The 13,005-nt window shown below is 71.1% G+C and carries 13 protein-coding genes; 3 read left to right on the top strand and 10 right to left on the bottom strand.

Features of this window, described 5'->3' with window-relative positions:
* Positions 1-32: 32 nt before the first annotated feature.
* Both O7612_RS06015 and gabT read left to right on the top strand, forming a co-directional pair.
* On the top strand, positions 33-1,466 hold the full coding sequence (locus tag O7612_RS06015) for a gamma-aminobutyraldehyde dehydrogenase (RefSeq protein ID WP_282271187.1): 1,434 nt from the start codon (positions 33-35) through the stop codon (positions 1,464-1,466).
* Between the two features lie 147 nt (positions 1,467-1,613).
* Positions 1,614-2,921: a 4-aminobutyrate--2-oxoglutarate transaminase gene (gabT, locus tag O7612_RS06010; protein WP_282273820.1), complete on the top strand. Its 1,308-nt coding sequence runs from the start codon at positions 1,614-1,616 to the stop codon at positions 2,919-2,921.
* A 30-nt stretch (positions 2,922-2,951) separates the two neighbouring features.
* On the opposite strand, the gene O7612_RS06005 is transcribed toward gabT, so the two are convergent.
* The 8 genes from O7612_RS06005 to O7612_RS05970 all read right to left on the bottom strand — a co-directional run bounded on the left by O7612_RS06005 (position 2,952) and on the right by O7612_RS05970 (position 11,023).
* The gene (locus O7612_RS06005; protein ID WP_282271186.1) at positions 2,952-3,650 is read right to left on the bottom strand and encodes a hypothetical protein; all 699 of its coding nucleotides are present in this window, start codon (positions 3,648-3,650) and stop codon (positions 2,952-2,954) included.
* Between the two features lie 192 nt (positions 3,651-3,842).
* Positions 3,843-4,577 (bottom strand): DUF559 domain-containing protein, encoded by a 735-nt coding sequence (locus tag O7612_RS06000; RefSeq protein ID WP_282271185.1) that lies wholly within the window; start codon positions 4,575-4,577, stop codon positions 3,843-3,845.
* Between the two features lie 707 nt (positions 4,578-5,284).
* Entirely contained in the window at positions 5,285-6,487 is a 1,203-nt protein-coding gene (locus O7612_RS05995) for a saccharopine dehydrogenase C-terminal domain-containing protein (protein WP_282271184.1), read from the bottom strand.
* Positions 6,487-6,690: a hypothetical protein gene (locus O7612_RS05990; RefSeq protein WP_282271183.1), complete on the bottom strand. Its 204-nt coding sequence runs from the start codon at positions 6,688-6,690 to the stop codon at positions 6,487-6,489. The genes O7612_RS05995 and O7612_RS05990 overlap by 1 nt, the downstream gene beginning before the upstream one ends.
* On the bottom strand, positions 6,687-7,529 hold the full coding sequence (locus O7612_RS05985; protein WP_282271182.1) for an ABC transporter permease: 843 nt from the start codon (positions 7,527-7,529) through the stop codon (positions 6,687-6,689). The genes O7612_RS05990 and O7612_RS05985 overlap by 4 nt, the downstream gene beginning before the upstream one ends.
* Positions 7,530-7,761: 232 nt before the next feature.
* Complete coding sequence (locus O7612_RS05980; RefSeq protein WP_348774273.1) at positions 7,762-8,685, bottom strand: ABC transporter permease; 924 nt, start codon at positions 8,683-8,685, stop codon at positions 7,762-7,764.
* The gene (locus tag O7612_RS05975; protein ID WP_282271179.1) at positions 8,682-9,833 is read right to left on the bottom strand and encodes an ABC transporter ATP-binding protein; all 1,152 of its coding nucleotides are present in this window, start codon (positions 9,831-9,833) and stop codon (positions 8,682-8,684) included. Before O7612_RS05975 ends, O7612_RS05980 begins: the two co-directional genes overlap by 4 nt.
* 5 nt (positions 9,834-9,838) lie before the next feature.
* On the bottom strand, positions 9,839-11,023 hold the full coding sequence (locus tag O7612_RS05970) for a spermidine/putrescine ABC transporter substrate-binding protein (protein ID WP_282271178.1): 1,185 nt from the start codon (positions 11,021-11,023) through the stop codon (positions 9,839-9,841).
* Positions 11,024-11,232: 209 nt separating this feature from the next.
* On the opposite strand from O7612_RS05970, the gene O7612_RS05965 reads away from it, so the two are divergent.
* Positions 11,233-11,745 (top strand): Lrp/AsnC family transcriptional regulator, encoded by a 513-nt coding sequence (locus tag O7612_RS05965; RefSeq protein ID WP_282271177.1) that lies wholly within the window; start codon positions 11,233-11,235, stop codon positions 11,743-11,745.
* Between the two features lie 55 nt (positions 11,746-11,800).
* Here the strand turns inward: O7612_RS05965 and O7612_RS05960 are convergent, their stop codons facing one another.
* Positions 11,801-11,986: a DUF397 domain-containing protein gene (locus O7612_RS05960; protein WP_282271176.1), complete on the bottom strand. Its 186-nt coding sequence runs from the start codon at positions 11,984-11,986 to the stop codon at positions 11,801-11,803.
* Entirely contained in the window at positions 11,977-12,744 is a 768-nt protein-coding gene (locus O7612_RS05955) for a helix-turn-helix transcriptional regulator (RefSeq protein ID WP_282273819.1), read from the bottom strand. Before O7612_RS05955 ends, O7612_RS05960 begins: the two co-directional genes overlap by 10 nt.
* Positions 12,745-13,005: the final 261 nt, after the last annotated feature.

The following is a 13,005-nucleotide window of genomic DNA, read 5'->3' as shown; positions in this document are numbered from 1 at the left end:
CGACTCCCCGCCATCCCTGGAGCGACCTCATCATGAGCGACCAGCAGCTGCGCAACTTCGTCGACGGGACCTCCGTCGACCCGGTGGACGGCGGTCACGCCGATCTGATCGACCCCTGTACCGGCGAGGTGTTCGCCCGGACGCCCGTCTCCGGCGCGGCGGACGTGGACGCGGCGATGCGGGCCGCCGCCACCGCCTTCGAGACCTGGCGGGACACCACCCCGGCGGAGCGGCAGCGGGCGATGTTGAAGCTCGCCGACGCGGTGGAGGCCCGGGCCGACGAGCTGGTCGACGCGGAGGTACGCAACACCGGCAAGCCGCGCCAGCTCACCGCCGAGGAGGAGCTGCCGCCGGCGGTGGACCAGTTGCGGTTCTTCGCCGGGGCGGCCCGGATGCTGGAGGGCCGCTCTGCCGGGGAGTACCTGGCGGGGCACACCTCGTACGTGCGGCGGGAGCCGATCGGCGTGTGCGCGCAGGTCACCCCGTGGAACTATCCGCTGATGATGGCGGTCTGGAAGATCGCCCCGGCGTTGGCGGCCGGCAACACGGTGGTGTTGAAGCCGTCGGACACCACGCCGGTGTCGACGCTGCTGCTGGCCGAGATCGCCGCCGAGTTCTTCCCGCCGGGGGTGTTCAACGTGGTCTGTGGCGACCGGGACACCGGTCGCGCCCTGGTGGCGCATCCGACCCCGCAGCTGGTGTCGATCACCGGCTCGACCCGGGCCGGCATGGAGGTCGCCGCCGCCGCCGCGCCGGACCTCAAGCGCACCCACCTGGAGCTTGGTGGCAAGGCCCCGGTGGTGGTCTTCGACGACGCGGACGTCTCGGCGGCCGCCGAGGCGATCGCGACGGGCGGCTACTTCAACGCCGGCCAGGACTGCACGGCCGCGACCCGGGTGCTGGTCGGCCCCGGCCTGCACGACGATTTCGTGGCGGCCCTCACCGAGCAGGCCCGCACCACCCGCACCGGCGGCCCCGACGACCCCGACGTGCTCTACGGCCCGCTGAACAACGCCGACCAGCTCGACCGGGTGGGCGGCTTCGTCGACCGGCTACCCGACCATGCCGAACTGCACACCGGTGGCGCGCGGGTGGGTGAGCGCGGCTACTTCTACTCCCCCACCGTGGTCTCCGGGGTACGCCAGGCCGACGAGATCGTCCAGCAGGAGGTGTTCGGCCCGGTCATCTCGGTGCAGCGGTTCACCGACGAGGACGAGGCGGTGCGCTGGGCCAACGGCGTCGACTACGGCCTGTCCGCCTCGGTCTGGACACGCGACCACGACCGGGCGATGCGGATGACCCGCCGGCTCGACTTCGGCTGTGTCTGGGTGAACACCCACATCCCGTTCGTGTCGGAGATGCCGCACGGCGGTTTCAAGCACTCCGGGCACGGCAAGGACCTGTCGGTCTACAGCCTGGAGGACTACACCCGGGTCAAGCACGTCATGCACCACTTCGGGGGTTGACCCGTGAGCGCGAGGAGCGAGCCGAACCTGCGAGCCCCGCAGCCGCGAACAGCGGACGACCCAGCGAGCGCGAGGAACGAGCCGAACCTGCGAGCCCCGCAGCCGCGAACAGCGGACGACCCAGCGAGCGCGAGGAACGAGCCGAACCTGCGAGCCCCGCAGCCGCGAACAGCGGACGGCCCGACGGCCTCCAGCGCGGAGCTGCACCGGCGGCGGGGTGCTGCGGTGGCCCGTGGCGTCGGCAGCGTCATCGACTCGTACGTGGACACCGCCAGCGGCGGCACCATCGTCGACGTCGAGGGGCGGGAGTGGATCGACTTCGCGGCCGGCATCGCGGTCACCAGCGTCGGCAACGCCGCCCCGCGCGTCGTCGAGGCGGTGCGGGCGCAGGTCGAACGGTTCACCCACACCTGTTTCATGGTTGCGCCCTACGAGTCGTACGTGGCGGTCTGCGAGCAGCTCAACGCACTGACCCCGGGCACCTTCGCGAAGCGGTCGGCGCTGTTCAACTCGGGTGCCGAGGCGGTGGAGAACGCGGTGAAGATCGCCCGGCACGCCACCGGCCGGCAGGCGCTGGTGGTCTTCGAGCACGCGTACCACGGCCGGACCAACCTGACCATGGCGTTGACCGCGAAGAACATGCCGTACAAGCACCGGTTCGGGCCGTTCGCCGGGGAGATCCACCGGGTGCCGGTGTCGTACCCGCTGCGCGACGGCGGGCTGACCGGGGCGCAGGCGGCGGCGCGGGCGATCGACCTGGTGGAGAAGCAGGTCGGGGCGGAGAACGTGGCCGCGCTGCTGATCGAGCCGATCCAGGGCGAGGGCGGTTTCGTCGTACCGGCGACGGGTTTCCTGCCGGCGCTGCGGGAGTGGGCGACGGCGGCCGGGGTGGTGTTCGTCGCCGACGAGATCCAGACCGGCTTCTGCCGTACCGGTGACTGGTTCGCCTGCGACCACGAGGGTGTGGTCCCGGATCTGGTCACCCTGGCCAAGGGGATCGCCGGGGGGTTGCCGCTGGCGGCGGTGACCGGCCGGGCGGAGCTGATGGACGCGGTGCACGTCGGCGGCCTCGGCGGCACCTACGGGGGTAACCCGATCGCCTGCGCGGCGGCCCTGGCCAGCATCGCCACGATGCGGGAGCTGGACCTGGCCGCCGCCGCCCGCCGGATCGGCGCGGTCCTCGCCGACCGGTTGCGGGCCGTCGCCGCCCGCGATCCCCGGATCGCCGAGGTACGCGGCCGGGGCGCGATGCTGGCCGTAGAGCTGGTCCGGCCGGGCAGCCTGGTCCCGGACCCGGCCGCCGCCAGCGCCGTCTCGGCGGCCTGTCACGCCGCCGGCCTGCTCACCCTCACCTGCGGCACCTACGGCAACGTGTTGCGGTTCCTGCCGCCGCTGGTCATCTCCGACGACGAGTTGGCCCGGGGCATGGACATCCTGGAGGCCGCCTTCGGTTGACGTCCACACCCCGGGGTGACCGGGACGCGCTCAGCGCACCAGCTCGACCAGGTTGCGCCGGATCACGTTCTTGCCGGGCTCGCGCAGCAGTTCCATCGCGGCGGCGTTGAGCAACACGCAACTGCCCGACGGCCCGCTCACCGACACCGTGGTCACCTTCCCGTTGTCCAGGTTCGTCACCCGCAACCGTGTCCCCACCGGGAACCGGTCACTCGTCGCGGCGGGCTTCCCACCCTCGGCGGAGAAGGTGACCGAGCCGCTGCACACGCCGCCGGGCTGGACGACCGCGCCGGTCGACGACGGTACCGGCCGCAGGGTGACCGGCGGCTGGGCCGCGCCGGGGCGGGTCTCGCCGGGGGCGGGGGCCGCCGGCGCGTCGACGCCGACCCGCTCGACCACGTTGCGGCGGATCACGTTCTTGCCGGGCTCCCGGACCAGCTCCATCGCGGCGGCGTTGAGCAGCACACAACTGCCCGACGGCCCGCTCACCGACACCGTGGTCACCTTCCCGTTGTCCAGGTTCGTCACCCGCAACCGTGTCCCCACCGGGAACCGGTCACTCGTCGCGGCGGGCTTCCCACCCTCGGCGGAGAAGGTGACCGGCCCGGAGCAGAGGCTCGGCCGGGCGGACGTGGTGTCGGCGAACCCGAAGCCGGTCCCCACCGCCACGACCGCCGTGGCGACCGCCGCCACCCCCGCCGCCAGTACGTGCTTGCGCTGCACCTTCACCACGTCTCCCGTCGTCGCCGTTGACTGCCCCGCCTGATGTTGCCTGCACCGCCTGATACGGCCCCGACCCGCCCCCCGTTCAACCCAACCCCCACTCCACCCCGTCGATCAAGGAGTTATGGTGGCCTTTCTGCCCCTTTGATGCTGATTCCCGCCCGCCACAACTCCATGATCGATCAGCCAGGGGCGGTGTCAGGTGCGGAGAAGGTCGGATATTTGGGTGGTGATGAGGGAGGGGCGGCGGTAGAGGTCCCGGGCGGTGAAGTGGCGCATGCGCCAGCCGCGAGCCGCCAGCCAGTTCATCCGGGCACGGTCGTGGTTCATACGGGCGCGGTCAAAGTGGGACAATCCATCGTATTCGATACCGACCCGTGATCGTCGGTATCCGAGGTCCAGCCGGTAGCGCCGGAAGCCCTCGTCATCCGACACCCAGATCTGTGGTTCCGGTGTCGGCAACCCACCGTCGATCAGGACGAGCCGGAGCTGGCTCTCCTGCCGGCACTCCGACCTGGGGTCGGCGAGCCGCACCAGTTGCCGCGCCTGGTCGACACCCCGCAACCGCGCGTGTCGGGAAAGCTCGGCGGTCAACTCCCCGGGACGACAGGCACCCACCCGCAGGCACAGGTCGAGAAGTGGCAGCGCGTCCAACCGGGCGACCGTCCGGGCCAGGTCCACCGCGCACCGGTCCGCCGGTGCGCACGGCAGGCCGGCCAGCAGGACCGGATCAGGTACGGCAAGCACCGCCTGATGCACCACGACACCCCGGATCTGCGGCACGCGGCCACCGCCGGGCACGATCACATGGAGATCCTCGCTGGGTACGGTGCCGAACCCGTGCAGACGAGCACCCGAATGGAAGCCGACGACCGTCCCCTCCGGAAGCCGGTGCAGGAGCGCCTGCCATCGGGCACCCTCCTCACCCGCCACCCCACCCGCACCCCTCGGACGCCGACTGTCCCCCGCCGACCAGGAACTCCCCGCCGACCAGCCACTCCCCGGCCCACCGGCGCCCCCAGGCCCACCGGCACTCCCAGGCCCGCCGGCACTCCCAGGCCCGCCGGCATACCCCGGCCCACCGGCAGTCCCAGGTCGACCGGCATACCCGGGCCCACCGGCAGTCCCAGGCCCACCGGCACCCCCCGGCCCACCAAAACCCCCAGACCAACCGACACTCCCCGCTGACCGGACACTCTCTGGCCCACCGAAACCCCCCGGCCCACCTAGCTCCCCCGGTCCACCCAAACCCCTCAGCCCACCCACCTTCCCCGGCCCGTAGACACCCCGCGACCACCGGCGCAGTCCCCCCTCCCCGACCGCCCGCCGAATCCCCTCCCGACTCCATCCAGCCGACAACAACTCCGAGTATCGAAACAGCCGCTCCGCCACAGTCACCCACCCTGCCCACCGCCCCACCTCCCCGCCACCCCCTGTGGACAACCCCCACCCTCATCCACACCCCCACCCCACTCCCCTTCTCGATCATGGAGTTGTGGTGGCCCGCAAAAGTCATGAAATCCCGCCAATCACCCACCACAACTCCATGATCGACGAGCAGGGCGGGCGGGGGCAGGGCGGGCGGGGGCGGGGCGGGCGGGGGCGGGCGGGGCGGGGCGGGTGGGGGGTGGGGTGGGGGGTTAGCGTTCTTCTAGTCGCCAGGGGGAGCCGTAGTCGGTGAGCAGGTCGAGGAAGGGGCGCGGGGGCAGCGCCTCCGGGCCGAGTACGCCGACGCCGGACCAGCCGCCGGTGGCGAGGAGTTCCAGCGCCACCACCGGGTTGACCGCGGTCTGCCAGACCACCGCCTGGTGGCCGTACTCCCGCATCGACCACTCGTTGTCGACCACGTGGTAGAGGTAGACCCGGCGGGGCCGCCCGTCGGGTCCGGTACCGGTGACGTACGTGCCGGCGCAGGTCTTGCCGCGCATCCGGTCGCCGAGGGTGGCCGGGTCGGGCAGGCTGGCCGCCACCACGTCGCGGGGTGAGACCTGCACGCCGCGCACCGACACCGGGGTGGTCGAGTCGAGACCGACCTTGTGCAGCGCCCTCAGCACCTCGATGAACTCGTCGCCGAGGCCGTACTTGAAGGTGACCCGCCTGGCCTTGACCCAGCGCGGGATCAGCAGGACCTCCTCGTGTTCGACGTTGACGCACTCCACCGGGCCGATACCCGCCGGGAAGTCGAACACCTCCGGTTCGCTGAACGGTTCGGTGGTGTACCAGCCCCGGTCCCGCTCCCAGATGACCGGCGGGTTCAGGCACTCCTCGATGGTGGTCCAGATGGAGAACGACGGGGCGAAGTCGTACCCGTCGACGGTGAGGTTCGCGCCGTCCCGGATGCCGATCTCGTCGATCTCGCTGAACAGCTCGTCGGCGGCGTACCGGGCGAACACGTCGGACAGGCCCGGCTCGATACCGATGCCGCACAGCGCCAACCGGCCGGCGTCCGCCCAGGCGGAGGCGGCGGCGAACTGCTCGTCGCCGAGCTTCACCCCGGTCTGGGTGTAGGGCCGAGCCGGGTGCGGGTGGGACAGCGACATGGCCATGTCGAGGTAGTCGACCCCGGCGGCCAACGCCCCGTCGAAGATCGGCATGACGAAGCGCGGGTCGACCGCGTTGAGCACGTGGGTGATCCGGTGCTCCCGGCAGAGCGCGGCGACCGCGTCCGCCGAGGAGGCGTCGAGTCGGGCCGCGACGAACCGGTCGCCGTGTCCGGCGACGGCCCGCTCGGCCCGGGTCAGGTCGTAGTCGGCGACGACGACGGTGGCGAAGAAGGACCGACGGGCGGCGATGGCGACGGCGGCGGAGCCGACCCCACCGGCACCGACGAGCAGGATACGCATCAGGAATCGAACCCCAAACCAAGACGATCGAGCGTACGGAACCAGTGCTGACGCCGGTCGTCGTGCGCGTACGCGTCGGCGCGGGCCGGCGACCAGCGGGTGAGGTGGATGTCGGCGGCCGGACGGGGAGGATCGGGGTGGTGGTGCGCAAACCGGCCGGGCGTCGCCTCGACGAGCGCCCGGCCGGTATGCGGGAGGATCACGACGGGCCTGTCGCCCGTCGACCGGTCACGTCGGCGACCGGGAGCGCGGCCCGTCGTGCCCGTCGACCGCGCAGCATGCTCAGCCCGACGAGCAGCAGGGCGATCCCGAACATCGCCGTGCCGATCACGTTGACCTGTGGGGGGATGCCCCGCTGGGCGGCACCCCAGACGTACATCGGGAAGGTGACGGTGGTGCCGGCGTTGAAGTTCGTCACGATGAAGTCGTCGAAGCTCAGCGAGAAGGCCAGCAGCGCGGCGGCCACGATGCCGGGCAGCACCAGCGGCAGGGTGATCCGGCGGAACGTCTGCCACTCGCTGGCGTAGAGGTCCATCGCGGCCTCCTCCAGCCGCCGGTCCATCCCGGCGAGCCGGGCCTTGACCGTCACCACCACGAACGACACGCAGAACATCACGTGCGCGATGACGATGGTCCAGAAGCCCTGCGGCACCCCGGCCGAGACGAACAGGGCGAGCAGCGAGGTGCCCATCACCAGTTCCGGCGTCGCCATCGGCAGGAAGATCAGCAGGTTGACCCCGCTGCGCCCCCGGAACCGGTGCCGGACCAGGGCGAACGCCATCAGAGTGCCGATCAGGGTGGCCCCGACGGTGGCGATGAACCCGATCTGCACGCTGCGGACCACCGCGTCGCACATCTCGGGGGTGGCGCAGGGCTGTCGCCAGTTGTCCAGGGTGAACTCGTGGAAGTCGTAGGACAGCCGGCTGGACGGGCGGTTGAGGGACAGCCCGGCCACCACGGCGATCGGCAGGAACAGGTAGCCGAGCACCAGCAGGGCGACGATCATCACCCACCGGTCGGCCAACCACCGCGACACCCTCATCGGAGCCTGCCTCCGCTCGCGACTGCGGGGCTCCGCTGCGCTGCACTCCTCGCGCTCACCGGACCGCCCTCCCGCTCGCGACTGCGGGGCTCCGCTGCGCTGCACTCCTCGCGCTCACCGGACCGCCCTCCCGCTCGCGACTGCGGGGCTCCGCTGCGCTGCACTCCTCGCGCTCACCGGACCGCCCTCCCGCTCGCGACTGCGGGGCTCCGCTGCGCTGCGCTCCTCGCGCTCACAGCACCTCCTCCGTGCCGGATCTGCGTAGGTAGACGAAGACGACCGCGAGGATCGCGGCCATCAGCAGGAACGACAGGGCGGCACCCTGCGGGTAGTCCAACCGGACCAGGAACGCCGAGTCGATGACGTTGCCGATCATGTACTCGTTGGGGGTGCCGAGCAGTTCGGCGTTGATGTAGTCGCCGGTCGCCGGGATGAAGAAGAGCAGGGTGCCGGCGGTCAGGCCGGGCATGGACAGCGGCAGGGTGACCTTCCGGAAGGTGTGCAGCGGGCTGGCGTACAGGTCGCCGGCCGCCTCCAGCAGCCGGTAGTCGAGCCGCTCCAGGCTCGCGTACAACGGCAGGACCAGGAACGGCAGGAAGTTGTACGTCAACCCGAGCACCACCGCGACCGGGGTGGCGAGCAGCCGCCCGTCCGGGCCGAGCAGGTGCACGTCCCGCAGCAGCCCGACCAGCGCGCCGTTGTCCGACAGGATGGTCTTCCAGGCCAGGGTGCGCACCAGGAAGCTGGTGAACATCGGGGCGACCACGCAGACCAGCAGCAGGTTCTTCCACCGGCCGGCCTTCTGCGCGATCGCGTACGCCAGCGGGTAGCCCAGCAGCAGCGCCAGCAGCAACGCCGCCCCGGCGTAGCCGAACGACCGGGCGAACTGCGGCCAGTACGCCCGCACCGCCTCCGGATAGTTGTCGAACGCCCAGGTCAACGTGTAGCCGGTGGAGAGCGAGCCGGCCGGGTCGTAGAGGCTGGCGGCGGCGAGCTGCACCAGGGGCACGGCGAAGAACACCAGCAGCCAGACCGCCCCCGGCACCAGCAGCAGGTACGGCAGCAGCCGGTGCCGACCGGCCCGGACCGGTGGCGGGGTCGACGGGGATCCTCCGGTCACCGGGGTTCCACCGCCCAACTGCGCCAGTGCGGTCACGACGGTGCCCCGACCGGCGCGTCGAGCAGCGGGGTGGTCCGGTCGTCCTGGCCCGGCTCGCGGGGCAGCAGGAAGGCGTGCCGGGGATCCCAGTGCGCCACCACGGACGCGCCGACCGGCCGCTGCCCGACCAGCCCGCTGTTCGCCGTGAACGCGGACAGTTCACTGCCCCATCCGGTACGCACCAGGTACTGGGTGCTCACCCCCACGTACGCCGCGTCGGTGACCACCCCCTCGACGTGCTGGTGGCCGGTGGGCACCTGGTCGGCGGTGTCGACCAGGTGCAGCTTCTCGGGACGTACCCCCAGGTAGACCGGACCCCGGTCGGTGCGGGCACGGTCGACGGGCACCGAGAAGCGCACGCCGTGCGCGGTGACCGGCACCTCGGACCCGGCCGGTCCGGCGGCGTCGGCGGCGAGCAGGTTGGACTGGCCGAGGAAGTTCGCCACGAACGCGGTGGCCGGGTACTCGTAGAGTTCGGCCGGTGCGCCGAGCTGCTCGATCCGGCCGGCGTTCATCACCGCGACCGTGTCGGCCATCGTCATGGCCTCCTCCTGGTCGTGGGTGACGTGCACGAAGGTGATGCCGACCTCGGTCTGGATGCGTTTCAGCTCGATCTGCATCTGCCGGCGCAGCTTCAGGTCGAGCGCGCCGAGCGGCTCGTCGAGCAGCAGCACCTGCGGGTGGTTGATCAGGGCGCGGGCCAGCGCGACCCGCTGCTGCTGGCCGCCGGAGAGCTGGGCCGGGCGACGCCGTTCGTAGCCGTCGAGCTGGACCAGCGACAGCATCCGGCGGACCTGGTCGCCGACCCTGCGGATCCCGCGCCGCCGCAGCCCGAAGGCCACGTTCTCGGCGATGTCCAGGTGCGGAAAGAGCGCGTAGCTCTGGAAGACCGTGTTGACCGGTCGCTGGTACGGCCGCAGCCGGGCGATGTCCCGGTCGCCCAGGAGCACCTGGCCGGCGGTGGGCTCCTCCAGCCCGGCGATCATCCGAAGGGTGGTGGTCTTGCCGCAGCCGGACGCCCCGAGCAGGGCGAAGAAGGAGCCCTGCGGGACGGTCAGGCTGAGATCGTCGACGGCGGTGAAGACGCCGAACCGCTTGGTCAGGTGGGCCAGCCGCAGGTCACCGCCCGGTGCCTCGTTCGCCATCCCGGTCACGCCCCGATGACCTGCTGGAACTTCGACTCGTATTCCTTCTCCTGTTTCTCGTCCAGGGCCATGAAGACCTTCGACTTCGCCAGCAGGGCGTCGTCCGGGAAGATCAACGGGTTGGCGGCCAGCTCCGGGTCGATCTTCTCCATCTCGGCCTGGGCGCCCTTGACCGGGCAGATGTAGTTGACGTAGGCGGCCAGCTTGGCGGCCACCGCCGGCTGGTAGTAGTAGTCGATCAGCGCTTCGGCGTTGGCCCGGTGGCTGGCCTTGTTCGGCACCAGCATGTTGTCGCTGAACAGCATCACCCCGGAGTCCGGGGCGACGAACCTGACCTTGGGGTTGTCGCCGGCCAGCTGGATCACATCGCCGGACCAGCCGATGCACGCGGCGATGTCCCCCTTGGCCAGGTCGGGGGCGTAGTCGTTGCCGGTGAACCGGCGGATCTGCTTGGACTCGACGGCCTTGCGCAGCTTGGTGAGCGCGTCGTCGAACTGGGCGGGGGTGAACTTCGCCGGGTCGTGCCCGTTCGAGGAGAGCAGCAGCCCCATGGTGTCCCGCATCTCCGACAGGGCGGTCACCTTGCCCTTGAGGTCGGCACGGGTGAGCAGCTCGTCGACGGTCCGGATCTCCCCGGTCACGCTGCCGTTGTAGGCCAGCCCGGCGAGGCCGGACTGCCACGGCACGGCGGTCCGGTCCTCCGGGTCGAAGGAACGCCCGCGCAGTGACGGCAGCAGGTTGGCCGCCACGTTCGGCAGCTTGGCCGGGTCGAGCTTCTGGATCCAGCCGAGCCGGATCATCCGGGCGGCCATCCAGTCGGTCAGGACGATGATGTCCCGTCCGGTGCTCTGACAGCCGGCCAGTTGGTTCTGTACCTTGCCGAAGAACTCGTTGTTGTCGTTGATGTCCTCGGTATAGGTGACCTTGATGCCGCTGGCGGCGACGAACGCGTCGAGGCTGGGGCGCTTCGCGGCGTCCTTGTCGTCCACGTCCATGTACTGCGGCCAGTTGGAGAAGGCGAGGGTCTTCTCCGTGGCCGACAGGTCGTCGCTCTTGCAGCCGTCCTCGGTCTGGGTCGCGGCCTTGGTGCCGCAGCCGGCGAGGCTGCCGCCCGCGGCGAGCAGGGCGGCCGATCCGAGGGTGCCGGTGAGCAGTCCACGCCGGGTGAGGGGCCGGAGGGGAGTACGCATGTGACGACTCCTAGGGGGTCGTCCGTCGGCGGCGGGGACGGGGGTGCGGCGCCGGCGGGAGGGGTCGGGTGCCTGAGACGACCGATCCTGGCATGAGGTGACCAGCCCCACAAGGGATTCCGTTGCCGCAATAACCTTTGACGACGAATTACGCCAGACTGCGCCATAGCACTAGGCTCGGCTGGGGGAACCGACATGGGGAGCGGTCGATGACGATCCGACAGCAGGAGAACGGTGCCGGCGGCCGGCGCGTCGCGGTGCGCGACGGTGCCAGTCACGCGCTGTTGGACGACGTGGCGAAACAGATCATCGAGCAGCTACAGGAGGACGGCCGCCGGCCGTACGCGACCATCGGCAAGGCGGTCGGGCTCTCCGAGGCGGCCGTCCGCCAGCGGGTGCAGCGACTGCTCGACGCCGGGGTGATGCAGATCGTCGCGGTGACCGACCCGCTCCAGCTCGGCTTCCCCCGCCAGGCCATGATCGGCCTGCGCACCGACGGCGACCTGGAGGCCGTCGCCGACCGGCTGGCAGGATTCGAGGAGATCGACTACGTGGTGATCACCGCCGGCTCGTTCGACCTGCTCGCCGAGGTGGTCTGCCGCAACGACGCCCACCTGCTGGAGATCCTGCAACGGCTACGGTCGGTGCCCGGGGTGCTCGCCACCGAGGCGTTCGTCTATCTCAAGCTCCGCAAGCAGACCTACACCTGGGGTACGGCCTGAGCCCACCCGCCGTGGTCCACCACGCGGGGCTCAGGCCCGATCCACACCCCGGGACTCAGCGGGAGGTGGCGACGATGAAGGTGCGCCACACGTCGGGAGTGAAGCTCAGCGTGCCGCCGGCCCGGTCCTTGCTGTCCCGCACCAGCACCCGGCCGGGCAGGTTGTCCGCCACCTCGACACAGTCACCACCGTTGTTGCTGCTGCGGCTGGCGGTACGCCAGCGGGGCTCGATCACGTCCATCTCTCCACCGCTTCCCGGATCAGCTCGTGCGATCGACGAGCAGGCAGCGCCTCGCCGGCCACGCTCTCCCATCTCCTGCCCAGGCTAGCAACGTCTGTGCTCTCGGTCACCAGCTCACCACGGAGTTGATTGTCCAGATAGGCCAACTCGCTGCCGTCGGGCAGCCGTGCCAGCATGAACGGCCCGGCCAGACCGGTGTGCCAGGGTCCACCGAGCGGAATTACCCGCACCTGCACATGTTCCCGGTCGGCGACGGCCGCCAAGTGGGCCACCTGTCCGGCCATGGTCATGCGATCACCAACCAGTCGATGGAGCACCGCCTCGTCGATCACGAAAACCAACTGGGCTGGAGGGTCGCGGTCGAGCAGGACCTGTCGTTCCAACCGTCCGCCCACCAGTTGCGCAACCTCGTCAGACGGGAGCAGGCCACCGGTCCCCAACACCGCTCGGGCGTACCCCTCGGTCTGGAGCAGGCCCGGCACGAGCAGTGACTGATACGAGCGGATCGAGGTGGCCTCCTGTTCCAGTTCCGCCCACGGGCGGAACCAGGGCAGGTCGCGGCGGCGGTAGGGCTCGGGCCAGAGTTCGGCCGGCTCCCGGCCAAGAATTCCGGCGACCGCCACCCGGGTACGCGGATGCGGCACCCTCCCCGAGCTGAGCCACCGCCCGGCCGTCTTCGGATCCACCCCCACCCGATGCGCCAGCGATTCCGCAGTTTCCCCACGCTCCGCCATCGCCACCCGAAGCACCTCGTTCACCGGCAGCCCCTTCCACCCGACCGACACGCTCCGGCGCACCATAACGACAGTGCGTGTCGGCGTCCGCCCGTCCTCGGCGTGTCGGGGCGGGACCTGCGCCAAGGGTCCGCAAGGTGCCCCGGAAGGTCCGCGAAGTGCCCCGGAAGTGCCCCGGACGCCCCGCCCGGCACCCTCCGGCCGTTCGACGTCAGGCCGCCGCCCACACGCCCTCCCGCAATCGGGCCGGGGAGGCGAGCCGGGCAGCTCGCCAGGCATACGGAT

Source organism: Micromonospora sp. WMMD987 (assembly GCF_029581435.1).
Lineage (GTDB): Bacteria > Actinomycetota > Actinomycetes > Mycobacteriales > Micromonosporaceae > Micromonospora > Micromonospora rifamycinica.
The sequence above is the reverse complement of the archived record's forward strand: the minus strand, read 5'-3'. Positions and strand labels throughout refer to the sequence as shown.

Bases quoted from the DNA above. Each gene is read 5' to 3' on its own strand.
- O7612_RS05970 (WP_282271178.1), bottom strand. From the start codon at position 11,023: ATGCGTACTCCCCTCCGGCCCCTCACCCGGCGTGGACTGCTCACCGGC.
- O7612_RS05985 (WP_282271182.1), bottom strand. From the start codon at position 7,529: ATGAGGGTGTCGCGGTGGTTGGCCGACCGGTGGGTGATGATCGTCGCC.
- O7612_RS05995 (WP_282271184.1), bottom strand. From the start codon at position 6,487: ATGCGTATCCTGCTCGTCGGTGCCGGTGGGGTCGGCTCCGCCGCCGTC.
- O7612_RS06015 (WP_282271187.1), top strand. From the start codon at position 33: ATGAGCGACCAGCAGCTGCGCAACTTCGTCGACGGGACCTCCGTCGAC.
- O7612_RS05965 (WP_282271177.1), top strand. From the start codon at position 11,233: ATGACGATCCGACAGCAGGAGAACGGTGCCGGCGGCCGGCGCGTCGCG.
- O7612_RS05975 (WP_282271179.1), bottom strand. From the start codon at position 9,833: ATGGCGAACGAGGCACCGGGCGGTGACCTGCGGCTGGCCCACCTGACC.
- O7612_RS05960 (WP_282271176.1), bottom strand. From the start codon at position 11,986: ATGGACGTGATCGAGCCCCGCTGGCGTACCGCCAGCCGCAGCAGCAAC.